A 24,471-nucleotide genomic window follows, 5' to 3' on the forward strand; every position below is an offset into this window, starting at 1 on the left:
TTTTAAGTTTTGCCGTTTCACTCTATAATAACCATCCTATTCGTTCAATTCTATCAGTCTTACGGCTCAGAATAAAGGGAGCTTTGCGTAATAGCATCCGCATTTCTGATATACGCCCTTTTTTATTGATTATTTGTAAAACGATTAGTGCTTTTCTTCGATTTTAGCTATGTCCTACGACTCGATGAGGAACATACGGTTCTTCCAAATAACGGACATCTTCTTCTGAGAGCTTGAAATCCACTGCACCAACAGCCGTCTCGATATGCTTCATTTTAGTCGCTCCGATTATTGGTGCTGCGACGGGATTTTTTTGCAGCACCCAGCCAAGTGCGATATTGACCCGGTTCGTTTCATATTTTTCTGCTAATTCAGCGACACGATCAATGATCACCTGATCCTTTTCCGCTGTTTCGTCATATTTTGCTTTTTGTGCGGTATCTGTTGTACTGCGCTTCGTCACTTGAGAGCGGTCACGGAGCAACCGTCCAGAGGCCATCGGACTATAGGGCGTCAAAGCGATTTTTTCTGAACGGCAATAAGGGATCATCTCCCGCTCTTCTTCCCGATAGATCAAATTCAGATGATTCTGCATCGATACGAACTTTGTCCAGCCATTTTTTTCAGCCACATGATTCGCCTGTTGAAATTGATACGCAAACATCGCGGATGCGCCAATATACCGAGCCTTGCCCGATTTCACGACATCATGCAGCGCCTCCATCGTTTCTTCGATCGGCGTATTTTCGTCCCAACGATGAATGATATAAAGATCAACATAGTCCGTCTGAAGTCGTTGCAAACTTTGATCAATTTGCGCCATGATGTGTTTTCGTGACAGCCCTTGCCCATTTGGCCCATCAAACATTTTTTGATGAACCTTTGTCGCCAGAACGATTTCCTCACGCGTCGCAAAATCCTTCAATGCTTTCCCGAGAATCTCTTCGCTTCTTCCTAATGAATAGACATTGGCAGTGTCAAAAAAGTTGATCCCTAACTCCAGCGCTCTCTTGATCAAGGGACGACTCTCTTCTTCTTCCAATACCCACTCATGAATCCAATTCTTCGGATCGCCAAAACTCATAGAACCTAAACAAATTCTTGAAATATCCAATCCTGTATTTCCCAACTTCACATAATCCATTCGTCTCCACACCTTTCTTTTCTATACCATACACGTTGAAGTCCACTTTAAGGCAAGCGTTTTATTAAAAAGATTGCCTTTTTTTCAATTTGTCTTTATCCTTTTTAGTATAGAGAACATTCTTGAAAAAATTGCTTTTCCTAAAACGCTCTTTTCACGGTGAAATCTAAGCGCCAGATTCTTCTTTTTTTGTTATCCAAACGACACATGTACTATACGACACTATTCTTCATATAGTACCATTTTCTATTTATTATATGTTATTTAAATAAGAAAGATTTGAGGTGACCAATGAATTCAGCGATCGGATTAGGAAATATCCTTGCATTTATCGTCTCTTATAGAAAATGGCACAGTCTTTTTTGGGCCTTCTTCCACGGGATGTTTGGATGGGGCTATTTATTCTATTATGGGTTATTTTATTGGGGACAATAATAAATAAAACCGCACAGAGTAAAATCCTGTGCGGTTTATTTGTTATTCTCCCAAGACGATTCCAGCATCGTTGATCGCGGCTTCAACGATGGCCATTACGATTTTGCTATGCTCTAATTGTTTTTTTACAAATGCTTGATCATTTTTATCGATCACTTGGCTAAAGAGTTTAAACTCATCAAACATGCGGTGTGGATGATCTTTGTGATCAAAGGTCTCTTTTTCTCCTGAAAGTTTTTCTGTCGTATAGCTGTCTAACGTGTTCGTCGGTCCATTCACCACGACCGATCCCTCTGTCCCTTGAATGGTTGAGCGAATGGTCGCTTGCGAATCCTTCGCACCAATACAAACAACTTTCACATCGCCAAAATCCAGCAGCAGCATGCCAGACGTATCAATGTCTCGTTCGATGTTGGCTAAGTAGCGAACGTCTTTTGGTTTGCCAAGCAGTCCCACCACTAAATGAATGTTGTAGATATTGATATCCATCAAGGCGCCGCCGCCCTTTTTCGGATCGAAGGCTGGCAAAATGGTTCCTTCTTTGAAGGCATCATAGCGCGAGGAATATTGCGAGTAGTTGCATTCAATGATTTTCAATGCGCCGATTTTCTGGCTCGCTTCTTTGATTCCTTGGTAGTTTTTCAAATATTGGTTGGTGATCGCCTCTACCAATACTACCTCTTTTTCTGATGCGAGGGTTTCCAACTCCACTAATTCCCCATACTTCAAAGTAAAGGGCTTCTCGCAGATCACGTGCTTCCCTGCCTCCAAGGCCTTTTTTGCAAAACTGTAATGAAGGTGGTTTGGCACCGCTACATACACCGTGTCGAAGGCGTCGCTTTTCAAGCATTCTTCAATGTCCGTGTAGGCGGCATCGATTCCGTATGCCTCAGCTAATTTTTCCGTTTTTTCTTGGCTTCTTTTTGTTCCTAAAATCGCCTTTAACTGAATCTCCGATAAATCTTTCGTGATCGATAAAAATTCTTGCACGATTTTCCCAGAACCAAAAATGGCTAATTTCATGTTTTTTCCTCGCTTTCTTTATCGTGTGAGTGGTTGGATACCCTTTTCCAGCATCTCGATTTGCAGCAGTGTCTCCTCATCCTTGACAACTTTAGGTTTCCCGTTGATCAGCGTGTCATAAATATCCTCGTAGACGCGGCTATAGTCGCCAATTTCAGAAACGACCTTTTCTTCATGGTAGGTTCCTTCATCGTCCATGTACGTCAATGTCCCGTAATGCTCCGGTAAATCAATCCCAAAATCTTTGTTTTCTGGCATATAGAACATTTTCAAGTGCTCTTCTTGGCGGTCTTTGGTCTCCTTCACAAAGACACCTTTCTTACCATAGACAACAAAACTAGGACGTTCTTTTAGCCTGAAATAGCTCGACTTCACTGAAAGCTTCATACGACCATAAAACAAATCCAGATCAAAGTAATCATTCATTCGATCGTCACCTAAAAGCTGGCGAACCTCATAGTGGACGTCATCCGGGCGACCAAAATACGAGATCACTTGATCCAGCGTGTGGCACGCATGTCCATAGAGATAGCTCGTTCCAATAGAGAAGGTTTCAACACTCTCTGGTACTTCTGGACGGAAGTAATCATAGTGCATCTCGACTTCTAAAAGATCCCCTAGCACACCGCTTTCGATCACTTTTTGAACGGTTAAAAAGTCAGAATCGTACCGGCGATTTTGATAACATTGGACAAATAATCCTTTTTCCTCCGCCAATCTGTACAATTCCTTGGCTTCGTCAGAGGTTTCTGTAAAAGGTTTTTCAATCAGGACATTTTTTCCGTGCTCCAACGCGTCTTTGCCTAATTTAAAATGCAGCGGACTGGGCGTTGTCACCACGACCAATTGAATCTCTGGGTCATTGTAGATGTCATTGATGTCCGATGTATACGTCGTGCCGGGATTTTTCTCCCAAGTGATTCGCCCACTTGGCGAGTAGATTGTTTTGACGGTGATTTTTTCTGGTAGTTTCGTAGAAAATGGCAAGTGGTACCGATTTGTACTTTTTCCGTTTCCAATATAGGCAATCGTCAGCATGTGTAGATCCCTCCAAATTTTTTGTTGTTACCTTTATTATAGAAGAAACCCGTTTATTGAGAAGCCTTTTCAGCAAAACAGGTCATTTTATTCACGCATTCGTGAAAACTGCTTCGATTTCTGAACATTTCTACCAGAAATTTCTACAAACTAGAGAGAATTCTTCTGGAAACCGACAAAATACGTTATGATACCTGTTAAGAGTACCCTCCAAAATAAACGGAGTGACAAAGGAGAAGGTGACACCCATGTTATTAATCGATAAGTTGCGGCTGCAAAATGACTTGACCACTACGGAAAAACGGATTGCGGATTATATTTTGCAGCATTTGCCAACGATCCCGGCCATCAATGTCGCTGATTTGGCCAAAGACACGTACACCTCCCATTCTTCAGTGATTCGTCTGGCGAAAAAAATGGGGTATGAAGGATTTCGGGATTTCCGCGTGGCAATCTCTGAGGTAGCCCACAGTGACCTTTATCGGGCCGATCCAGTAGATGCTAATTTCCCTTTTACAGCACAAGATTCTACAAAAGAAATCGCTAAAAAGCTGGCAGATTTGACGATCAACACTGTGCAACGGACCTACGCTCAGCTAGATGAACGGGCTTTGGATGATGCAGCAAATCTATTAGCGAACGCCGATCGAATTTTTCTATTTGCACAGGGGGATTCTCAAATTCGCGCACGCAGCTTTCAAAACAAGTTGATCAAAATCAATAAATTTTTGATTCTCGCAGATGAATATGCCGATGAAGAATGGCACGCTGCCAGTCTTACGAGCAAGGATTGCGCCATTTTTATTACCTACCGGGCAAATGTGCCGCAGTACGAACGGATGATGAAACATTTCTTGAATGAAAACATTCCTTCACTGCTGCTGACGGGGAACAACCGTTCACATCTGATTCCACTTGCGACTCGGACACTGGTATTTACCCAAGAAGAGATGGATTTTATAAAAGTCAGCACCTTTTCGTCACAGGTGGCGTTTGAGTATCTCTTAGATACCCTTTTTTCCCTTTTATATGCCAAAAACTTCCAACAAAATCTGACAGAATTCAAAAAGAAAAATGCCTGGATCGAAACGGGAACACTCTCAGAACTTTCCAAATCAAAAGAAAAAGACGAATTTACTTAACAAACGTAAAGTAAATTCGTCTTTTTCTTTACACAATGAGTGAAAAATCGTGATTGATTATTTCCAGCAACTCAAACTGATCCTCTTCAAAGGCAAATTTCAGAATACAGCAATTTGCGATTCTCCCTTGTAGATCTATCTTGGTTTTGTGTTCCCATTCCCGCATAAATTGCCGACAAGATGCTCCGTGGGAAACCATCAAAATCGTTTTCCCCTGATCTTTCCGAGCCAGTTCAAGAACCGTCTGTGCCACTCGTGCTCGAAAGTCCTTTTCCCCTTCCCCGCCAAATTTAGTGAAAAAATCACCGTAGGGCAAGGGTGGATTCAAATATTCGTGTTCGGCTTCCATATCACCGAAATGCCATTCCTTCAATCCTTTAACTCGTTTATAAGGCATATCTGTTACCAGCTCCAACGTATCACAGGCTCTTTCCGAGGTAGAGGCATAGGCACTATCTAGCTCAATCTTGTTTCTGACAAAATAATCCCGCGCGATCAGCGCCTGCTTCTTGCCAAGCTCTGTTAAGGGCGAGTCACACCACCCTTGTATTTTTTTCTGTTGATTAAATAACGTCTCCCCGTGACGCATCAAATAGATCGTTTTCATTTTTTCACTCCATTTCCTTAATAGCTGACCGCTGCAAGTGTTATTCGCAGCGCTCTAGCCTCTTTAGATGTTTAAGTCATTCAACCATTTAATCACCGCTTCTTTACTGTCGGCGGCCTCATCACGATTGACGGAATAGCCGTCTTCGATTACTTTGGCGCCGGGCTCTTCTTTCTTGATCGAATCGATCGTATCAGAAAAACCACTGCCGCCATGAGTATTAAAAGGGATGATGGTCTTCCCAGCGAGATCTGTTTCGTCCAAGAAACTGTAAAGGATCATGGGCATGTCTCCCCACCAGTTTGGATAGTCGAGAAAAATCGTTTCGTACTGATCCATCGTTTCGATTTTTTCTTTTAATGCTGGTCGTGCCCCCTCCTCTTGTTCCTTACTAGCCAGATCCACCAGCTCCTCATGATCTGTCGGATACGCTTTGTCAGGTTCAATTCGGAAAAGGTCCCCTCCAACTCGTTCTTGGATCGTTTGCGCCACATATTGTGTATTGCCTAGAACTTCCCCATCGATCACGACCGCGCTGTTTTCCTCTTCTTGGGTCATATTTTTAGGATCATCTGTTTCCGGCACTGAAAAATAAACCACCAATGACTTCCTAAATTTCTCTGGCGCTGGAGCAACAGGAGCCGAATCTTCTGACTGATTTCCAGTAGAACTTGAATCTTGAGACTGATTCTCCGTATTGCCGCAAGCTGACAACGCGGCAATCGCAACTATCGCTGCTAAAATCCCGAATCGTTTTTTCATTTATTTTCCACCTTCCCAGGTTGGCTGCATCCTCACTCTTCCTTCAACTCGTTATTGATTTGGAGTTTTTCCTTTTCATAAGTGACCATATGAGTATCAAAATTATCTAGTTTGTATTTCAAATAATCCCGCGCTTCTTCTAATGCACTGATTTTCGCTTCCGACTCATCCAGATGCTCCTGCAAAATCGCCTTTCTTGCACCCAAGGTTTCGCCGCCTTCGCGAGAAAGACTGGCATAATCGATCAACCCTTCGATCGACACCCCCGCATTGCGTAAAACTTTGGCGAAATACACCCAGTTCAAATCCTTCTCAGAAAAATCCCGATACCCATTTTTATCGCGAGTAATCGGCGGGATCACCCCGATCCGTTCGTAATAACGCAAGGTATCTGCCGAAAGCTCATACTTTTCACTGACTTCTTTGATATTCATGTCTTCTCTCCTTTCTCACTCAGTGGTTCTCACTAAACTTATCAAATTCTCCACAGCTTCCGGCTCACGATGATCAAAGAAACTGGATTTCTGCTGATCCAATGTCGTTATTTTATCCATGTCCTCTGCTGATAATTCAAAATCAAACACGTCAAAGTTTTGCTGCATCCGAGCGACATTCGCAGATTTTGGAATTGACACGATGCCTCGTTGAATATGCCAGCGCAAGATGACTTGTGCAACAGATTTGCCATATTGATCCCCGATTTGTTGCAGCAGCTCATTTTGAAACAAGTTATTTTTACCTTCCACAAAAGGTGCCCAACCCTCTACCTGCACACCCTTTTCGACCATTGCCTTTTGATCGGCTGTTCTTTGGAAGAAAGGATTGACTTCGATTTGATTGACCGCCGGAGTGAGCTCGTTGAAGGCTGCTAAATCAATCAAACGATCTGGATAAAAGTTCGCTACACCAATCGCTTTGATTTTGCCTTCTTTATATAGCTCCTCCATCGCACGCCAGGCACCATAGACATCATTCAATGGTTGGTGAATCAAATAAAGGTCCACATACTCCAAGTCTAATCGTTCCAACGATCGTTGAAACGCTTTTTTCGTTCCCTCATACGTCGCATCACTGATCCATAATTTCGTCGTTAGAAACAATTCTTCACGAGGAATCCCACTGCGTTTGATCGCTTTTCCGACGGCTTCTTCGTTTCCATAAGCTGCCGCGGTATCGATCAAGCGATACCCTTGAGTGATCGCCTGATAGACGATCTCTTCACATTCTTCAAGGTCCGAGATCTGATAAACACCAAATCCTAAAATCGGCATCTTCACGCCGTTGTTTAATGTAACGTTGTCCATTGCTGCTCCTCCTCTATTGTACCTGTTTTGTCGGACGAATAATAATTTCGTTCCACGCCGCGTCGTCAGGCAAGTCGATGGCTTGTTGGATCGTTGCCGCTACACGATCCGCAGAGATGCCAAAATGATCATAAAATGTTTCGTAGTTTTTCTTCAAAGTCGGATCAGTGACCGAAGATAATAAATCGGTATTGATCGCGCCTGGCGAAACGATCGTGACCCGAATATTCGATCCGTCCTGCGCCACTTCCTCCCGCAAAGACTCACTGATGGCACGAACGGCCCATTTTGTCGCAGAATACACAGCACCGCCAGCATGAGCATAATGACCAGCCACCGAAGAAATGTTGATAATCTGACCGCTTTTTTGTGCATTCATAAAAGGCAGCACCGCTCCGATCCCATAAAGTGTTCCTTTAATATTACTATCGATCATCTGATCCCAATCCTTGATCCGCTTATCCTTTAATGGGGAATGGGGCATGATCCCTGCGCTGTTGATCAATACATCGACCCTTCCAAAGGTATCCACCGCCAACTGAACAAGGGCCTCGACCTGCCGATTATCCGTGACATCTGTTTCCTGATAAATAGCCTTTCCAGCATTATTTCGGATATCCTCAACGATTTCCCTTAGTTTAGATTCCCGGCGAGCACCCAGAACGACGCGATTCCCATGTGCTGCAAGCAGCTTAGCACTCGCTTCTCCGATGCCGCTGGAAGCTCCTGTAATTACGATTACTTTGCTTTCTCTCATTCTAAATCCCTCCTGATGAATCAAGCATACACCTTGGAGTTCACTTCAAGGCAAGAGGAAAATCTATTTTTTGTACGATTAATTATTCTCCTTAGTTATCAGAAAGCACACTTGTTCTTTTAACCGTCACTTGTTTCAAAAAGACGAATTTCACTATCTGAAGGCTTTTTTTCAGTATAATTGATAATATCCAAACACAGTATTTAAAAAAAAAGCATCATCAATTAGTTATTCTAAGAATGAAGTGACCCCAAAAAGTTAGACTTATTTCGGAGTAGATTTCTCTACTCCGTTTTTTGTTTGTTAAGCTGGCAATTATGCCGCTTTCTGTGCAGCTTTTCGAAATTGAACAGGGCTTTTCCAGTTCAATTTCTGTTTCATCCGGTGATTGTTGTAGTAATAGATATAGTCATCGATCGCCTTTTTTAGTTCATCAAAACTGTGATAGGTTTCTCCATGAAAGATTTCTTGTTTCAGAAGACTGAAGAAGTTCTCCATGATTGAATTATCTAAACAATTTCCTTTGCGAGACATACTTTGAAAGATTTTCTGTTTCTTTAGTTCTTGACGATAGTCCTTCATTTGATAAGCCCAACCTTGATCCGAATGGAAGGTGCGGCGATAGGGGCAATCAGCCGTGATCGCGATGGCTTCTTCTAAACCTTCCATAATTGCCAAGGCATTCGGCTTTTCTGAAATGCGGTACGAAAGAATCTCGCTATTATATATGTCCATGAACGGGTCTAAGTATAACTTTCTTTGTCGGATCACGCCTTTGGTATCTATTTCAAAATACTTGAATTCTGTTGTATCGGTCGTAATTTTTTGATGACAAATGCTCGTGTAAAAATGACGACGAATTCGGTGTTTCGCCACTTTGCCGACCTTTCCTCGGTAAGAGCTGTAGCGACGTGATTTCCGTGTGTAGGAACGGACTTCGATCCCTAGTTTTCGAATCAAACGTTGAACTTTCTTTTTATTGACATGAAAGCCTCGATCTTTTAGTTCGTTGGTCATTCGTAAACAGCCATAATCTTTGTGTTCTTTACGAATACGAAGCATTTCGGCTTCGATTCTTTGATTGGGATTTTCTCTGTCAAATCGTTTTTGCCAGTACATAAACGTCGCTTTAGGAAAGTTCAACGTCTCAAGAAGCTCAACTAATTTGAATGATCCTCGGAGGCTGTTGATGATTCGTGCGATTGATTCGTTCGTCTTTGTTGGGCTTCCTGTTTTCGCAGCTTCCTCAGCTCTTTTAAAAAGGCATTTTCAATCTGAAGGGAACGCACTTGTTTTTCTAATTCTTTAATACGGTCTTGTTCTTCCGGTGTTGACTCAATTGAACGTTTCTTTTTCTGTTCTTTTTTCTCAGCCAAGGCGGATGGACATCCTTTCGTTTTTGTGAGTCCATCGATACCATCATCCCGAAATTTTCTCATCCAATTGGCAATGAGAGACGGATTATTCATTTTAAGTACATTGGCAATTTCACGATAAGACAGCTCACTAGTTTGATATAACTCTATCGCATCCAACTTAAATTGAACAGAATAATTCGCATTTTTACGTTTTCTGAGAAGACCTTCTTCGCCAAATTCCCGGTAGGAGTTCACCCAATCTAGTATTTGTCTCCTATCCTTAACCGAATGTATCTTTGCTAAATAGCTATAACCACCTTTCCCATCTAAGTATTCTTGAACTACTTTCAATTTGAATTCAAAACTATATTTAGCCATAAAAATACCGACCTCCAAGAGTTAGATTTTGGTCTAACTTTTGGGGGTCGGCTCAGAATGGAGTAATCGTTATGTTTTTCAAGAAAAAAGCTCTCAGTAATAACATCGATGAAAAGGAATCTGATGTGTGGGGGCGAGAACCCCTCGCCTTATATGAACAGGTCGGACGAAAAATAGATCGAAGCGAGAAGAATTTTAGGATTACACGTGAAGGGCACTATATTTTTGATTTCATGGTTCTTTTTTATAACGGCAAGCCCGATATTCGCGGTGTCGGCGGCTTGGTTTACGAGGCAGAGTGGACGAATTACGGCACTAAAATCTACAGAGTGAACACTACTCTTTCTGCCGAGGCGTTGGAGGCGCTGATCATTGATGAGCTATCCCTCACGAAATCAGATTTTTTAGTTAGTCCAACCGCGATCGATCCCAGAATCTATTGAAGCCGTGACATGCGAGTTGCTAGCAATTGTTTCTGATTCGCAATAGCTAGGTAAATGAACCGGCCTAACTCCCCCTACTCGACAAAAAAAGAGCGCGCATAAGCGGGCTCTTTTGTTATCCACGTTCCGTCTCAAATGTAAGAAAGTAACTGCTGACCATCCCTGATCTGGCAATGGTCACCTCCATGCTGCCGATTTCTTCATCCTGCTGTATTTTTTGAAGCAGGTGTTGCTCGATAATCTCGTCTTCGGTTAACTTCTTATCTAAATGCTCAATGTAGGGCTGACTTTCCTCAAGGGATTCACCAGAATAAACAACATAGGTCAGCATCGTTTCTTGATTTTTAAAGCTGGTCTTTGCCATCCATTGTTGTATCGACATTTCTTTTCCAAAGCTCCCCAGCATCAGGATCGTGTCCTCCATATCCTCTTGATCCCATTCATAGAGAGGATTATTTGTCTCCATGAGCCTTCCGATCTCCAACACTTGATCCTTTGTTAATTTTCCTTCGTCCGCAAGTTCATAATTGTCACTTTCTGGCGGTTCAATGACGCGATAGAGTAACGTTCCATCTTTATCGAGAACATCACATTTGAGAAGGTGTTCTTCCTTTAATGTCGTGATCCAAATCACGCGTGCTGTTCGGTAATTCCCATAGCTCTGTTGTATTTTTTCATAATTGATTGTCATCAGTTCCCCCCTAACACTACGTTTTGCAAGCCGCTCGACTCAACCGCTTTCATTCATAGTATAAAAGATACTTAGTCCGTTGACTAGCGGTATTCCAACGAAAAAAAACTATTTTATGAAAATAAATAAATGATTTGAGTATTTTTTTTAAACAAAGAAAAAACTCCACTCTCATTACGAGACTGGAGTCGAAATACTTAAAAGTTTTTCTATTGATTATGACGATTCGTTATTTTGATCTGCCTAAGAAGAATGACACGATCAGTACTAAAATGACCGCACCAATGATCGATGGGACTAGAGCCATGCCGGCTAATGAAGGGCCCCAAGAACCTAATAATGCTTGTCCTAAAGCAGAACCTACCAAACCTGCGATAATGTTGGCGATCCAGCCCATGCTGTTTCCTCTACCTGTAATTGCTCCGGCGATCGCTCCGATAACTGCTCCAATAATTAATGACCATAATAAACCCATGATTAATTCCTCCTATTTTTAGTGACTATTTTTTATTTATTACTCGACACGCGGTTCGCGGTTTTCATCGATTTTTTCTTTTGCTTTATCTGTTCCGCGTCCTGCTGCGTCTTTTGCTTTTTCTGTTTGTTCTGAGGCGAATTCGCCTGTTGTTTTAGCAGCACTTGTTACTTTGTCCTGTACGGTTTCACTATCTTGTTCAAACTCTTCTTTTGTTTTGATATCAACAACGTGAATATTCACTTCAATAACATCTAAATGTGTCATTTTGCCGACTTCATCACGAACCACTCGTTTGATCTTGTTGGCTACTTCAGTGATGTCTTTTCCATATTCCACCACAACGTCCATATCCACAGCTACTTGCTTCTTGCCGACTTCTGTTTCGATACCTGCAGTCACGTTATCTGTGTTTACTAATTTGCCCGCAACGTTTGAGAAAAAGCCGCCATCAACTGTTAGTAAGCCATCGATTTGTTCGATTGCGACACCAATGATTTTTTGAATCACTTTGTCGTCGTACGAAACTTCTCCTTTAACTTCATCAGACTCATGATTGTTATGTGTGGGATTTGAATGAGTCGGTGTCGAAGCTCCTGCCTTCTCGTTTAAATTTTTCTTTTCAAAATTTTCTACCATGTACAATTCCTCCTATAATATAATTGTATTTATCTTTCATGCCTTCTAAGTACACTTAGAAAAGCATAGATAGCTTCATTTGTTCTTTCTTTTATACATAAATTCATCAAGTAGACCCGTTTGTTCAAAGTAATAGCCTAGCGCTACACCTAATCCTGTTAACATAATGATCACCAACGTTTTAAAAAAACCAATGGATACAAACAGAATCGCTAAAATGAGTCCCAATCCGCCAAAAATAATTGGGAGTTTATAGTTATTAAATAAATCTTTCATGTGCTCCCTCCTACTTCACGCGTGACTGATTTTCAGTCTTCGGATGTTCTTCAAATGATGTATAAGCGACATCTACTTTGACCTGTTCACGGCTACCTAAAATTTCCTGCAATTCCTTTTGAATGTCTTCCATCAACGTTCCTGTTTTTCCGATGTGGGCGGACGTTCGATTTAAATTGCCTTTTACTTTGACCTTGATCTTGTTCTTGGTTGCACGAACCTTGACCTGCGGTGAGTCCACGAACCCAACCCCTTCGATCTTGGAACGGACAAATCCTTCTATCGCTTGTTTGCTAAAGGATAAGCGGCCTTTGTTTTCTTTCAAAACAAACGTCTGTTTTCCCTTTGGATAAAAAATAAGGAACAAGATAAAAATCAGTACTACTACAGCGAATACTAAAGCTAACCAAAAGAGATACTGACGAAAATAATCGTTGGACAACGTTGTCATTAAGAAATTGTTTCGTCGGATACCGAAAGGAAGAGTCAAATAGGGTGAACTGATTGCGATTACCATCAATAATACTGACATCAACAACACAGAGAAAAGAATACCGATTGCTTTTATTCCACGATTCATAATGCGCCTCCTTAAAGAGTTGATATGAATTGTTCTTGGGCAATCATTATAAAATAACTATCTCGTATTTTTTAAAAATGGTCGCACCACTTTTCTTCCTCGCTTTCATAAATAAGCATAACTTACTTTATTTTTTTTTAACAATAATTTGCTTACAACCAAACGGTATATAAAAAAATAAATAGAGATTTTGAATAAAAAAAGCGCAATTATCGATTCTTATGACTATAAACCACTCAAAAGTAATTCTCTCCTCACACACTCTCTTCCTCTCTCTCAATCTTTAAATAACTTTTTGTAAAAATTAAGAGAACAAAAAAACACTCAGCAAATCACTGCTGAGTGTGTCAAAAAACCGTTTATTTAAGTTAAAATTCCTGTCCATGCAGTCCCTTCACCGTATCTACAACACTCTCATGGGCGACATTTGTCACGTCAAAATGAAAAATCTTGAATGTGGTTTCCAGGATAAAGCCGATACCGAAGACTGAAATAACAGTCCCGATCCCGACCTTCGCTCCTAATAGCCAGCCGATCAACAAGACCGTTCCTTCAATGATTCCTCGAACGAGACCGATGGGAACATTGGGCATTCGTTTTCCAAAAGCTACCATCAAGGCATCTCTGGGACCGCAGCCAAGGGACGCACCAATGTAAAAATAACTGCCTACACAAATGGCGATTTGCCCCAACAGCAGCATCACGACACCCGGTAAAAAATGAGTCATTTGCGGGATGATCCCTGTGGCTTGAATCATATCCGCGAAGGTACCGATCAAAATGGTATTCAAAATCGTACCGATCCCAATTTTTTCCTTTAACGCAACATCGATGACTAAAATGGCAAACCCACTGATGATCAGAATATTTCCATAGGTTTGATTCGCCAGATTAGCAATCCCAATACTGAAGGCTTCCCAAGATGCCAGCCCGATATTGGCCTGAATGGTCAAAAAGGACCCCAACGCAAATAAGAACAACCCAACTACCAACTTGATTAACCGCACACTGTACCCTTTCATTTAAACGCTTCTTTCTTTACTCATTTCTTTTTCGACCTATAGGATAAAAAAACAATCGTGACTACTCCACTGCCGCGAGTGCTTCGCTCGCCCAATTTGAATCCTTCAATATCGCGCGCCCAACGCCAATCATATCTGCTTTATTACTCACTAGAAGATCTTCTGCAGCGGAAGCCGTCACCACGCCCCCAGTAAGTATAACAGGAATGCGTACACTTTTCTTGAGGACTTCTGATAGATCACAAAAGTAGCCTTGCTTTTTCGTGTGGGGGTGCGTATAAAAACTAAACCCGCCGGAAACATCTATCAAACAGACACCTGCTTCCTCAAACGCCTTTGCGGCAATCACACTGTCTTCAATCGTAGTTCCACCAGGCAAATAATCACTCGCACCCAATCGAACAGCAATAGGAAAGTCCATACCGACCTGTTTTTGAATCCCGCGGATAATTTCTAAATGAAGCTTGATTCTACCGCTGATTTGGTCGCCGCGATAGGCATCTCTTCGTTTGTTGATCAACGGAGAATAAAACTGATTTAGCAAGTAACCGTGTGCCGAGTGAAGCTCCACGCCATCGAAACCTGCTTCTTTTGCTCTTACTGCTGCCGCAACAAATGCACTGATTACGTGTTGGATCTCTTTCACCGTCATTTGCTTCGGTATTCCTTCCGCCCGCGAGACTTTAGGAAACACGGTTGCACTTGCGCTTAAGGGTTCTGCTCCGATAATCGCCTGTTTAGCTAATCCCCCTGCATGACTGATTTGCGCGAATGCTTTTGTCTGATTTTGATGAATAACCGTGGTCACTTTCTTCAAGCCCGCAATATCACTGTCTTTCGCAATAGATAATTGTCCGGCACTCGCTTGTCCGCGGGGATGGACAAAGCTATGCTCCGTGATGATCAATCCGAGTGACCCTCCTGCACTTTTTTCAGCATAGTACGCGCAAAGTGCATCTGTCACTTCTCCATTCTCGGTAGATTTTGCTGTGGCCATTGGCGGTAACACCAATCGATTGTTGATTTTAAGATTCCCTACCCTAATGGGCGATGCCAGTACACTCATTCCTGCTCCTCCTTTTTCCAGCTCTCCCTGTCCTGCTTTTTTAAGTGTAGCAGTTTCTCGGAGGGAATATAAGAGAGACTCACCTTTTTCAATTGAATTCCGAGACTAAATATTCTTTTTTCTACTATATAAAGGTAGCTTTAATTATCAGAGACCGTTAGTTGCTTTTGAAGCTGAGTTAAGATTCATAGCACATATTTCTTTTGCGATATTTTTATCACTTAATTCCATATAAAAACAAAGACCCAATCAACAAATCGAAGGGATTGGGTCTTTGCAGTATTAGTTTTCAGTTAATTTTCTCATGAAAAAAACGGTATCAACATCCATCAAATGATAATCTTTTGGCATCTCTGTTTTATCGATCAACTCAAAGCCGTTCTTTTTATAAAATTTTTGAGCCGCCTTCAACACCTCTACCGTCCCTAAATAAAGCCGCTCATAGCCTTGTTCTTTACAGTAGTTCACCAAAGTATCCAATAATTTTCGACCGATCTGTTTTTCTCCTCGGAAATCTTTTCTGACAAACATCTTTTTGATCGCCCCGCAGTGATTTTCTAATCGTACAAGCGCGATCGTCCCGATCACCTTATCATCAAACAGCGCGACCCAAAAATTGCCTCCCATATTGATATATTCTTCTTGGATCGTTAACAGATCTGGCTGATCCTCAACGGTAAGCTGGATGTTAAACTCTTCTCGCTGAATAGGAATGATCAGATCCACGATCTCTTGCGTGTATTTTTCTTCAAACGGTACGAATTTTACTTCTGACATGTTGGACAACTCCTTTTTATTCTTCTAACTCATTAGGAACGACTTGATACAAAATTTTTTCGATCGTTTTCATAGCCTGAACCAATTGCTGCTGCTCCTCATTATTTAGAGGTGCTAACAGCTCCTGCATTTTTTGATCCGACTGCGCTTCGACATAACGATTCAACGCCGTGCCTTCTTCAGTGAGGAAAAGATGCATGCTTCGGCTATCTTCAGAACTCTTCTCTTTATAAATATAGCTGTTTCGTTCTAATTTACTCAATTTCCGACTCAAATAGCTCTTTTTAATATTTAGACATTTCGTCAGATCATTGGCCGTGACATTGGGATGACGACCGATCTCTCCCAAAATCCGCATTTCGATCATGGAATAATCCAGATCAAAGACTTTTTGATCGAAGACGCCTAAGATTCTCGTGTAATAACGATTGAATTTCCTTACTTCCTGCGTATCCATCCCGTCCTCCAATTCTCTTCAACTAGTTTACTTTATCAACTAGTTGAAGTATACACAATTTAGTTTACTTTATCAACTAAATTTCGTTGAGAGTAAAAAGACTTGTAGAAACGAATGGAATGCTTTATTCTATCAAAAGTGTTCTTCGTGAATTCTTGCGAAGGAAGTCATTTCCGACTATAATGCATGACGAACACCCAACACTATTTAGAAGCTAGGAGGCGGTCTTGATGACAGAATCATCTTGTATCGTACGCACAAAGAACGACGACCCTGTATTTAATTATTCGTTCTTTGATGGAAAGCTCTTTTCCTCAAAGACAAGAAACGAGGAAAATCATGACGAACAAACAACTATTATTGCGCCCATCTGATTATTGGTACTGCAAACAACAGGTTGGTGAGTTGATCAGCGCCTACCATTCTGTCAATGACAAGCAGACGATCGTGACGCTACAGACATTGATACAAGGAAAGACCGAAGAATTCTTCGGCCGTGACCCTCGATTAGCCGCGTATTGGGAGAAATTTCTTGATACCGGAATGACTCGGGAAACCTTTGAAAAATATTTTGAAGAACTAAAAGCGTTTGTCCAACCGATGGACACGCCTTCCACTAAACAAATGGAGAAGGCCTTTCGAAAAGTAAAAAAAATGAACTACCCAGATTTGGAAGCAATGGATTTTCGTGAGTTGAGCTATTTAGGTTGGACTGATAGCGGCACGAATCGTAAGTATTTGATTCGAAAGATCGACAACCGCTTCACAGGAGTATACGGCAGCTTCAGCTCGGATGTTCAAAAAGGGCACTGTGCCATTTGCAATCAAATCAGTACAGTGAGCTTCTTCTTAGCTACTACAAAAACTTCTGGCGATGGAACCTATACAAAAAAAGGAAATTATATCTGCACCGACAGCAATCAATGCAATCGGCAAATGACCCAATTGGCTACGCTCGATCGTTTTTGGGAAATCGTCACCAATTAAAATAAGCGCAACGAGTCGTGGAAACTGTTCCTATGACTCGTTGCGTTTTTTCGATCCAGTTCCGATGACTCTCCTATTTTCTAAATTTTCTCCATAAAAAAAGATCAAACACGGGCAGCCCGATGCTTGATCTTATACGTTTTAAAATTACATGATTGTTCCCATTGCGACCTGTTGATCTTCGTCTGTCGTGATTGCGGCAGCCACTGCAGCCTCTAACCCTTTGGCTATCGTTTCAACGGGTAAGCTTGGTGTACCGACAGGCAAGTCCACGACTTGTTCTGGCAAATACGGCACATGGATGAATCCACCCTTGATTGTTTGTTCTTTTTTCTCTGCTAAATATAACAAACGGTACATGATATCATTGCAGACAAATGTGCCCGCCGTATAAGAAACACTGGAAGGAATCCCTGCTTCTTTCACGTTGCTCACCATCGCCTTGACTGGGATCGTCGCAAAGTAGGCAGTTTCGCCATCCTCATGAATAACTTGATTTAATGGCTGCTGCTGCTCATTATCTGGGATGCGCGCCTCCATCAAGTTGATCGCTACTTTCTCAATCGAAATATCCGAACGTCCGCCTGCTTGACCAACACAGATCACGATATCTGGTTGTTGTTCGTCTATCGCTTTGGCTAAGACTTCGCCATCTTTTTCAAAGACCGTTGGAATCTCTAATTTATGGATCTCTGCTCCCTCGATCGTATCTGGCAACAATTTTACTGCTTCATACGCTGGATTGATGGCCGCGCCACCAAAAGGATCAAACCCGGTAATTAATACTTTCATTAGACTCACCTTTCCTTTTCTACTATTTAAATAGAATCATATAGCCAATTTGGAACACTAAGAAGACCACCGCAAGCAACGCTTGATTTTTGATCACGCCAAAACGGTCCTTCATCTCTAGCATCGCCACAGGTACAATATTGAAGTTCGCTGCCATCGGTGTACATAACGTTCCGCAGTACCCGCAAGTCAAAGCAACCATGCCGATCAACACTGGATCAGCACCGTAGGCTAAGACAAAAGGTGCCCCGATACCGACAGTCATGACCGTGATCGCCGCAAACGCGTTCCCCATGATCATTGTAAACAACATCATCCCGATCGCAAAGACAATGATCCCAAGATTCACATTTCCCTTTGGAATAACTTTCGCCACCAGCTCAGAGATGACTTCGCCAACGCCTGCTGCTGTAAAAATAGCCCCTAAACTTGCCAGTAACATCGGCAGCATGCTCAATGGACCGACTGTAGATAACATACGCTCTGCATCGTCCAAGAAAATCTTAGGTTTGTTAGATCGTGAATACACCATCAAAATAACGATCGCGACCAATACCCCAACACCGACGCCGACCAAGGCACCTAGTTGTGTGAATACCGCGAAAATAATGGCGAAGATCCCCATTGATAACGCTGGAATGAAGATTTTCATGCCGATCTTATCAGCCATTTTCTTCGTGACTGCTTCTGTTGGTGCACTTTCCTTGCCCTTGCTCACCTTTTTGAAAATTGGCGGCAAGGTCATGATGATCACCAATACCCCGTTGATCATCGGTGGAATCCAGCGACCGAACATCATTACGATCCCTAATGCACACCAGAAAATTGCGGTGCCGATGGGGGTCGCATTGTCTTTATCGCGGGCGTTTTTGATTCCTGTATAAATGGCTACTGCGCCCATGACCATATATATGATTTCGAGTAATTTTTCAGATAATAATACGTCTTGACTTAGAAAAAATGACATCCTTTTTCCTCCCTATTTCTTGCTGCCGTAGTATTTTTTGTAAAGCTTGCGATCCTTTAAGAAGTAATAAACGATCGCTACGATAACCGCAAACAACGCGACTGGAATCTCTACTTTTGCAAGATCAAGCAAGCTCGTTTCGTACCCTAAATCTTTCAGTGTCGCTTGAACCAGCAACGCTCCCGGTCCACCGACAAATAACACTTGGCAGAAGAACCAGGCGATATTCTCCATTCCTGAAGACATCCCCTTCAGCTCTTCCACGTATTCTTCATCCGGTTCTTGTCCTTTTGCTTCGATGGAACCGATCATCATTGGCATAATGATCGGACGAACAAACCCTGCCACGCCGCCGAAACTGATGTTGAAGGCTGCAAAGATCGAGCGCATGATACCGTATGCCCCAATAACCGCCCCTGCCGACGCATTTTTTATTTTCCCGATCAATTTGGCTGCTGACTCTTTCAAGCCATTTCGCTCTAATGTACCGGTTACCAACATGATCAAAATAAAGATCGCCATCGAACGGTTCGAGACAAAGCTGGTTCCCAGTGTGTTCAACAAGCCATCCACGCCCAGACCACCCGTAATTGCCGTCACGACTGCCGCGACTAAAATAATTAAAATAGAGTCCAATTTCAATGCAAAACCAATAATAACGATCAAAATACCTATTAATTTAACTAATTCCATGTAAAACTCTTCCTCCCTCTATCTATTAACCAGCCGAAGCTGAATGTAGCCATTATTCGTTCGAAAAAATCAGAAAGGGTGCGTCAACGTAAATTTTGCAATTTTCTGATATTTCTCTCTGTGCTTTCTTTTTCCACCAGACACTTCTCACGCTATTTCTTGAATAGCGTGCCGACTTCTCGTCCAGCCAATATATCAAACAAGACATACGGACTTTGCCCGTTCGCTAAGACCATTGAGATATTCGCGGCCAAAGCCCCTGTTGCAGTCTTTAATTTACTGCGAATCCCTCCGCGGCTGAGCTTTCCAGTTGGAAGTTCGTCTGTTTCCGCGATAAATCGTTCATCGATCTCGCACAAATGACGAAACATTTTTGCCTCTTCATTTACAGCAGGATTTTCTGCGTATAACCCATTCACGTCCGTCAGCATAACCAACAAATCGGCTTGGACAGCCTCTGCAACAAGTAATGACAATTCATCATTGTCTTCAAATTTCGTTTTATACTCTGGCCCGTCGATCGTTACTGCATCATTCTCATTAATAATAGGCAAAATTTGTCCTGCCAGCAGCTCTTCGATCGTTCGAGCAAAGGCCTTTTGACTTTCGTCTCCTTCAAAGACCTTCCGATCCAGCAGCAATTGCGCGATTTTCTGATCTTGATTTCTAAAGGCTTCTTCATAAAGGCCTGTCAGTATCCCTTGTCCAACAGCGGCAGCCGTCTGCTTCGAAACATTTCCCAGCTGTGTAAGACCGATCCCCACAGCACCCGAAGAGACCAAAATAGGTTTTTTCCCCATCGCCATCAGCTCAGTCAATACATTAGATAACTGTTCAATGGAGGTTTCGATGATTCCCGTTTCTGGAGACACTAACAAACTTGTTCCGACCTTTACAACAATAACGTCGGCTTGTTTAATTTCTTCTCTCATGCGCTCACCTTACTATAAAAAACAAATAGATATACTTAATACAACTCTATCCATTTATTGCACTATTTTTATTTTTTGCTAATCATATCACAAATTCCTTCGCATGAAAATATTTTATTTTTTTAATCAAGTGTTCCTTTCAGTCTAAATCCCTTTATGATTAGAGGTTTTAACAATTGTACTTATAATTTAGACAACTATGGCTTGTTGCTATTTAGTTATTTGAACTGAATAAAACGACTATTCGTATAATCAAAAGGAAAATATAAAAGAACGACTGACATAATAATAAATAACCTTAAGTTCACATAAGAATGCAAATACTTGGATTTTTTTTAACTTTTATTTTGATTCGCAGTCGAGCCTCTACTTCTGATTTCCAAATCCACAACAAAAAATCCACTCCCTTCTATCAGTCTTAAAAAAACTGATAGCAAGGAGCAGACTCATCCTATTTTCTTGGCATTTCCGTTACTGAATACGACTTTTCTCAATCTCTTTCTTCGTATTGTTCTACCTCTCGCGCGTACTCCTTACTGGATTCGTATAAGGAGAGTGCTTTTTTCCGACGTTCTTTATGATTCACCAACGGACTCGGATAGTCCTTATCCAAAATGACTCCATATTGTTCCTGTTCCTCTTTCGTCATTTTTTCGGGTTGATGGATCAGCTTATCCGGCACATTTTTTAACTCTGGGATAAACTCTCGAATAAACGCACCTTTAGAATCAAATTTTTGCGATTGTGTTGTTGGATTAAAAATTCGGAAATACGGCACCGCGTCTGTCCCTGTAGAGGCCGCCCACTGCCAGCCGCCGATGTTGCTGGCGGGATCATAATCGATCAGCTTTTGCTGGAAGTACTTCTCTCCCCAACGCCAATCGATCAATAAATCTTTAGTCAAGAAGGAGGCTGTGATCATTCGCAGACGGTTGTGCATCCAGCCTGTTTCATTCAACTGGCGCATCGCGGCATCCACGATTGGAAATCCTGTCTTTCCTGTTTTCCATTTTTCAAACAATTCTTTGTTATTTTGCCACTTGATAAAACGAAATTGTTCTTGAATGGGCTCCTTTTTTTGACGGGGAGAATTTGTATAGATCATGTTATAAAATTCACGCCAGCATAATTCTTTTTCAAACGTTTTTCGACTTTGAGAAGGCTTCTCCTCTTGTAATGCCTGCCACACCGTGCGAATTCCTAGTTCCCCTGTTCGCAGATAACGTGACAGATGGCTGGTTTGATCCAAACTCGGAATATCTCGCGCGTTTTCGTAATTTGAAACAAATTCCGTCACAAACTTCTTCAATTGCCGTTTTGCTGCTTCTTCGCCAACTTTAGTTTGTTTTTTTAATTTTCCGATCAGCTTTTCAAATTTTTTTTCATCCTCTTGAAAAAGCATTTTTGAATAGACCGCATCTGCCTTGAAACGAACATTGACGGGTGTCTCTTTGGCACGTTCCTTCCATTGATTGTAATAAGGTGTAAAAACCTTATAGGCATTTCCCTGTTGGTTTTTGATTTCTTTAGCACCGTGCAGGTAATGATCTTGAAAACGGTAATAGTCAATGTCGTTTTCTTTGAAAAATTTCTTTGCTTGCTCGTCTCTTTCTGCCCCGTATCCAGAGGTATCTTCATTAAAATAAATTCTTCCCCATTCTGGCAATGTCTCCTTCAATCGCTTAAATAAGTCCAATGGTTCCCCATATTGGATGTGCAAATGAGCTTTTTTGTCGATCGTTTTCTTAAAATGCGCCACACTAGCGAAAAAAGCTTCATGGTTTGAACTGTCCTCTAGGAATTGTTCTGGATTCACTTGAAACAGCAACACCAATTCATCTTCCTCTGATAAATCCTGAAATGCGTGATAGAGCGCTTTATTGTCTTGTATTCTCAAATCGCGGCGAAACCATACCACTGCTTGCATCCAAACCCCTCCTTATAAACTAACGGCTCTTTCTTTGAAACTACCACAGAAAGAAGGAAAAATCATTTTTTTGAGCCCTCAAAAACGACAGTATTTTGGGAAAAAGCCCCATGAATCCCTTCAGCAAAGACATTCCCGTTTATTTGCAATTATCGAAAGAACTTGATTTCTTGTTTTCCACACGCACTCCTTATTCAAGCTGCTCTAAATTAGTTGAGGATAAAGATGCGAGGAATACGCAGCTTCTCTTTTATACCCGCTCATGACAAAAAGGCGCTATTTCGAATGTTCGAAATAGCGCCTTAAAAATCAGGTCAAATCGTTTTTGTTTGATACAGGCTTATCCAATCATCGGTAAAATCATCGATCGCTTTTTTTGTCGCAGCAAAATGAAAAAACTCTTCTAAAATCGCCGGAGAAAATGTAACTGCATCCGCGCCTGCTTCTATCGCGTCTGTGATTTGTGTCGTACTTTTGATACTAGAGGCCATTATTTTTCCTTGCAGGGACTGGCTTGTCGCGTACCTCTTCGCAGAATGAATCGTCTCAAACGGATCGATTCCAAGCGCTTCAGAACGATTGGTATAAATAGCGACATAATCGGCTCCCGCCTCCAACGCCATAAACGCGTGTAATTTTGTATACACCGCTGAGGTCGTGATCCGACATTCAGCATTGTCTTTTTTCAAGCGTGTCAATGCACTCAACCCAGCTTTAGATGCAGGGATTTTAACAAAAACGTCCTCCCCGAGAATGCGCCAAATTTTTTTAGCATCCGCCATCATCCCCACAGTGTCCTTTGCTACCACCTGCATATGCAAGGTGCGATCACTGCCAATCACATCTAACGTTCTTTTCATATGAGAGAAAAAGTCAATTTTGCCCTCTCTCTTTATGATACTTGGTGTTGAGGTCACTCCCTTTATAGGGACGATATCCAGATATTTTTCAATACTTTCTAAGCAAACGGTATCCAACATGTACTCCATTTTCCACCCTCACCCTCTTGATTTTCCGCCAGCCACATTTGTGATGATACCACTTAAGTAGCTTGCATGATCTGATAAATAAAATGCAACGACATCCGCAACTTCGCTAAGTCTTCCTGCTCTGCCCATTGGAATAGTTGCTGCCTGCTCATAGCCCTGTCTTAATTCTTCGACAGTTATCCCACGAATGAATGCGAGTGTTTCTTCGTAACTCTCTGAGCGCAGATCTGTTTCTTCCATGATTCCGGGGGCCACGCCCAACACACGAATATTGTATGGACCTAATTCCTTAGCCCACGTACACGTCATACTATTGATCGCCCCTTTGGTCCCTACATAAAAGCCTTGACCAATGGACCCTTCTCTGGCGCTTTCAGTAGACAGGTTCACGATGACGCCTGATCGCTGAGGGATCATGACACGTGCCGCTGCTTGACTTAATAAAAAGACACTCTTTTGATTGACGGCAATCGTTCGATCAAACAATTCCTCCGTTAGCTCATAGTTTCCTGACCCATCTGGATTCACTAACATTCCGGGAAAAGCGATTCCCGCATTGTTCACAAGACCGTCGATTTTTCCAAACGTGCGATAAACTTTAGCGACCTGATCTTCCACTTCAGTTTTTTTAGATACATCTACTTTATAGAAGAAATAGTTTTCATTATCAAAGGAATCGGTAGTCTTGAGATCAAAATTGATCACTCGTGCATTTTTATCTAACAAAGAATTTACGATACTTTTCCCGATCCCTGAAGAACCGCCTGTGACTATCATGACCTTATCGTCCAAATGCAACCAATTTTCCAT

The 24,471-nt window shown here is 41.9% G+C and carries 30 protein-coding genes; 5 read left to right on the forward strand and 25 right to left on the reverse strand.

Features of this window, described 5'->3' with window-relative positions; translation table 11 throughout:
* Nucleotides 1-163: 163 nt before the first annotated feature.
* Entirely contained in the window at nucleotides 164-1,144 is a 981-nt protein-coding gene (locus A5868_RS16840; protein ID WP_086305054.1) for an aldo/keto reductase, read from the reverse strand.
* Between the two features lie 291 nt (nucleotides 1,145-1,435).
* Between A5868_RS16840 and A5868_RS19160 the strand changes: the two genes are divergently transcribed.
* Nucleotides 1,436-1,579 carry a hypothetical protein gene (locus tag A5868_RS19160; RefSeq protein ID WP_010779132.1) on the forward strand — a complete coding sequence of 48 codons (144 nt, stop codon included), beginning with the start codon at nucleotides 1,436-1,438 and terminating at the stop codon, nucleotides 1,577-1,579.
* 42 nt (nucleotides 1,580-1,621) lie between these two features.
* Here A5868_RS19160 and A5868_RS16845 read toward each other — a convergent pair whose 3' ends face one another.
* Nucleotides 1,622-2,602 carry a Gfo/Idh/MocA family protein gene (locus tag A5868_RS16845; protein WP_086305055.1) on the reverse strand — a complete coding sequence of 327 codons (981 nt, stop codon included), beginning with the start codon at nucleotides 2,600-2,602 and terminating at the stop codon, nucleotides 1,622-1,624.
* A gap of 18 nt (nucleotides 2,603-2,620) precedes the next feature.
* Nucleotides 2,621-3,640, reverse strand: a complete 1,020-nt coding sequence (locus A5868_RS16850) for a Gfo/Idh/MocA family oxidoreductase (RefSeq protein ID WP_086305056.1) — start codon at nucleotides 3,638-3,640, stop codon at nucleotides 2,621-2,623.
* Nucleotides 3,641-3,888: 248 nt separating this feature from the next.
* Here A5868_RS16850 and A5868_RS16855 point away from each other — a divergent pair, with 248 nt between their 5' ends.
* A complete protein-coding gene (locus A5868_RS16855; protein WP_086305057.1) occupies nucleotides 3,889-4,782 on the forward strand; it encodes a MurR/RpiR family transcriptional regulator in 894 nt (297 codons plus the stop codon).
* 28 nt (nucleotides 4,783-4,810) lie between these two features.
* Here A5868_RS16855 and A5868_RS16860 read toward each other — a convergent pair whose 3' ends face one another.
* The 6 genes from A5868_RS16860 to A5868_RS16885 all read right to left on the reverse strand — a co-directional run bounded on the left by A5868_RS16860 (nucleotide 4,811) and on the right by A5868_RS16885 (nucleotide 9,948).
* Complete coding sequence (locus A5868_RS16860) at nucleotides 4,811-5,389, reverse strand: histidine phosphatase family protein (protein WP_086305058.1); 579 nt, start codon at nucleotides 5,387-5,389, stop codon at nucleotides 4,811-4,813.
* Nucleotides 5,390-5,452: 63 nt separating this feature from the next.
* Nucleotides 5,453-6,151, reverse strand: a complete 699-nt coding sequence (locus A5868_RS16865) for a flavodoxin (protein WP_086305059.1) — start codon at nucleotides 6,149-6,151, stop codon at nucleotides 5,453-5,455.
* Nucleotides 6,152-6,183: 32 nt separating this feature from the next.
* Entirely contained in the window at nucleotides 6,184-6,585 is a 402-nt protein-coding gene (locus tag A5868_RS16870) for a MerR family transcriptional regulator (RefSeq protein WP_086305060.1), read from the reverse strand.
* 15 nt (nucleotides 6,586-6,600) lie between these two features.
* Entirely contained in the window at nucleotides 6,601-7,455 is an 855-nt protein-coding gene (locus tag A5868_RS16875) for an aldo/keto reductase (RefSeq protein ID WP_086305061.1), read from the reverse strand.
* Between the two features lie 13 nt (nucleotides 7,456-7,468).
* Complete coding sequence (locus A5868_RS16880) at nucleotides 7,469-8,212, reverse strand: SDR family oxidoreductase (RefSeq protein ID WP_086305062.1); 744 nt, start codon at nucleotides 8,210-8,212, stop codon at nucleotides 7,469-7,471.
* Between the two features lie 315 nt (nucleotides 8,213-8,527).
* Nucleotides 8,528-9,948 (reverse strand): IS3 family transposase gene (locus A5868_RS16885; protein WP_441316144.1). Its coding sequence is split into 2 segments (ribosomal slippage): nucleotides 8,528-9,471 and nucleotides 9,471-9,948, totalling 1,422 coding nucleotides; the frame shifts between segments, so codons are not numbered across the junction.
* Between the two features lie 71 nt (nucleotides 9,949-10,019).
* On the opposite strand from A5868_RS16885, the gene A5868_RS16890 reads away from it, so the two are divergent.
* Complete coding sequence (locus tag A5868_RS16890) at nucleotides 10,020-10,391, forward strand: hypothetical protein (RefSeq protein WP_086305063.1); 372 nt, start codon at nucleotides 10,020-10,022, stop codon at nucleotides 10,389-10,391.
* 115 nt (nucleotides 10,392-10,506) lie between these two features.
* On the opposite strand, the gene A5868_RS16895 is transcribed toward A5868_RS16890, so the two are convergent.
* The 9 genes from A5868_RS16895 to A5868_RS16935 all read right to left on the reverse strand — a co-directional run bounded on the left by A5868_RS16895 (nucleotide 10,507) and on the right by A5868_RS16935 (nucleotide 16,374).
* A complete protein-coding gene (locus A5868_RS16895; RefSeq protein WP_086305064.1) occupies nucleotides 10,507-11,082 on the reverse strand; it encodes a hypothetical protein in 576 nt (191 codons plus the stop codon).
* A 229-nt stretch (nucleotides 11,083-11,311) separates the two neighbouring features.
* Nucleotides 11,312-11,557 (reverse strand): GlsB/YeaQ/YmgE family stress response membrane protein, encoded by a 246-nt coding sequence (locus A5868_RS16900; protein WP_010779121.1) that lies wholly within the window; start codon nucleotides 11,555-11,557, stop codon nucleotides 11,312-11,314.
* Between the two features lie 39 nt (nucleotides 11,558-11,596).
* Nucleotides 11,597-12,196: an Asp23/Gls24 family envelope stress response protein gene (locus tag A5868_RS16905; protein ID WP_086305065.1), complete on the reverse strand. Its 600-nt coding sequence runs from the start codon at nucleotides 12,194-12,196 to the stop codon at nucleotides 11,597-11,599.
* Nucleotides 12,197-12,271: 75 nt separating this feature from the next.
* Nucleotides 12,272-12,472, reverse strand: a complete 201-nt coding sequence (locus tag A5868_RS16910; RefSeq protein WP_086305066.1) for a DUF2273 domain-containing protein — start codon at nucleotides 12,470-12,472, stop codon at nucleotides 12,272-12,274.
* Nucleotides 12,473-12,482: 10 nt separating this feature from the next.
* Nucleotides 12,483-13,052: an alkaline shock response membrane anchor protein AmaP gene (gene amaP / locus A5868_RS16915; protein WP_086305067.1), complete on the reverse strand. Its 570-nt coding sequence runs from the start codon at nucleotides 13,050-13,052 to the stop codon at nucleotides 12,483-12,485.
* A gap of 368 nt (nucleotides 13,053-13,420) precedes the next feature.
* Nucleotides 13,421-14,074, reverse strand: coding sequence for a YczE/YyaS/YitT family protein (locus A5868_RS16920; protein ID WP_086306444.1), 654 nt, complete (start codon nucleotides 14,072-14,074; stop codon nucleotides 13,421-13,423).
* Between the two features lie 61 nt (nucleotides 14,075-14,135).
* Nucleotides 14,136-15,140 (reverse strand): NADH:flavin oxidoreductase, encoded by a 1,005-nt coding sequence (locus A5868_RS16925; protein ID WP_176281416.1) that lies wholly within the window; start codon nucleotides 15,138-15,140, stop codon nucleotides 14,136-14,138.
* 282 nt (nucleotides 15,141-15,422) lie between these two features.
* Nucleotides 15,423-15,917 (reverse strand): GNAT family N-acetyltransferase, encoded by a 495-nt coding sequence (locus A5868_RS16930; protein WP_086306442.1) that lies wholly within the window; start codon nucleotides 15,915-15,917, stop codon nucleotides 15,423-15,425.
* A gap of 16 nt (nucleotides 15,918-15,933) precedes the next feature.
* Entirely contained in the window at nucleotides 15,934-16,374 is a 441-nt protein-coding gene (locus tag A5868_RS16935) for a MarR family winged helix-turn-helix transcriptional regulator (protein ID WP_010779114.1), read from the reverse strand.
* Between the two features lie 230 nt (nucleotides 16,375-16,604).
* Between A5868_RS16935 and A5868_RS19165 the strand changes: the two genes are divergently transcribed.
* Together A5868_RS19165 and A5868_RS16940 are read left to right on the forward strand one after the other, a co-directional pair.
* Nucleotides 16,605-16,748, forward strand: coding sequence for a hypothetical protein (locus A5868_RS19165; protein ID WP_157777025.1), 144 nt, complete (start codon nucleotides 16,605-16,607; stop codon nucleotides 16,746-16,748).
* Entirely contained in the window at nucleotides 16,714-17,361 is a 648-nt protein-coding gene (locus tag A5868_RS16940) for a FusB/FusC family EF-G-binding protein (protein WP_086306441.1), read from the forward strand. Before A5868_RS19165 ends, A5868_RS16940 begins: the two co-directional genes overlap by 35 nt.
* Nucleotides 17,362-17,508: 147 nt before the next feature.
* Here the strand turns inward: A5868_RS16940 and pcp are convergent, their stop codons facing one another.
* The 7 genes from pcp to A5868_RS16975 form a co-directional block, all read right to left on the reverse strand.
* The gene (pcp, locus tag A5868_RS16945; RefSeq protein WP_010779112.1) at nucleotides 17,509-18,153 is read right to left on the reverse strand and encodes a pyroglutamyl-peptidase I; all 645 of its coding nucleotides are present in this window, start codon (nucleotides 18,151-18,153) and stop codon (nucleotides 17,509-17,511) included.
* A gap of 22 nt (nucleotides 18,154-18,175) precedes the next feature.
* Complete coding sequence (locus A5868_RS16950) at nucleotides 18,176-19,120, reverse strand: DUF979 domain-containing protein (RefSeq protein ID WP_010779111.1); 945 nt, start codon at nucleotides 19,118-19,120, stop codon at nucleotides 18,176-18,178.
* A 12-nt stretch (nucleotides 19,121-19,132) separates the two neighbouring features.
* Nucleotides 19,133-19,813 (reverse strand): 5-oxoproline transporter, DUF969 family subunit, encoded by a 681-nt coding sequence (locus tag A5868_RS16955; RefSeq protein WP_086306440.1) that lies wholly within the window; start codon nucleotides 19,811-19,813, stop codon nucleotides 19,133-19,135.
* A gap of 152 nt (nucleotides 19,814-19,965) precedes the next feature.
* A complete protein-coding gene (gene proB / locus A5868_RS16960; protein WP_086306439.1) occupies nucleotides 19,966-20,745 on the reverse strand; it encodes a glutamate 5-kinase in 780 nt (259 codons plus the stop codon).
* A 490-nt stretch (nucleotides 20,746-21,235) separates the two neighbouring features.
* Nucleotides 21,236-22,672 (reverse strand): cryptochrome/photolyase family protein, encoded by a 1,437-nt coding sequence (locus tag A5868_RS16965; protein ID WP_086305068.1) that lies wholly within the window; start codon nucleotides 22,670-22,672, stop codon nucleotides 21,236-21,238.
* Between the two features lie 314 nt (nucleotides 22,673-22,986).
* The gene (locus tag A5868_RS16970) at nucleotides 22,987-23,661 is read right to left on the reverse strand and encodes a fructose-6-phosphate aldolase (protein WP_086305069.1); all 675 of its coding nucleotides are present in this window, start codon (nucleotides 23,659-23,661) and stop codon (nucleotides 22,987-22,989) included.
* Between the two features lie 9 nt (nucleotides 23,662-23,670).
* A complete protein-coding gene (locus A5868_RS16975) occupies nucleotides 23,671-24,471 on the reverse strand; it encodes a sorbitol-6-phosphate dehydrogenase subunit (RefSeq protein ID WP_086305070.1) in 801 nt (266 codons plus the stop codon).

The sequence above is a fragment of the Enterococcus sp. 12F9_DIV0723 genome (assembly GCF_002174375.1).
Lineage (GTDB): Bacteria > Bacillota > Bacilli > Lactobacillales > Enterococcaceae > Enterococcus_A > Enterococcus_A gilvus.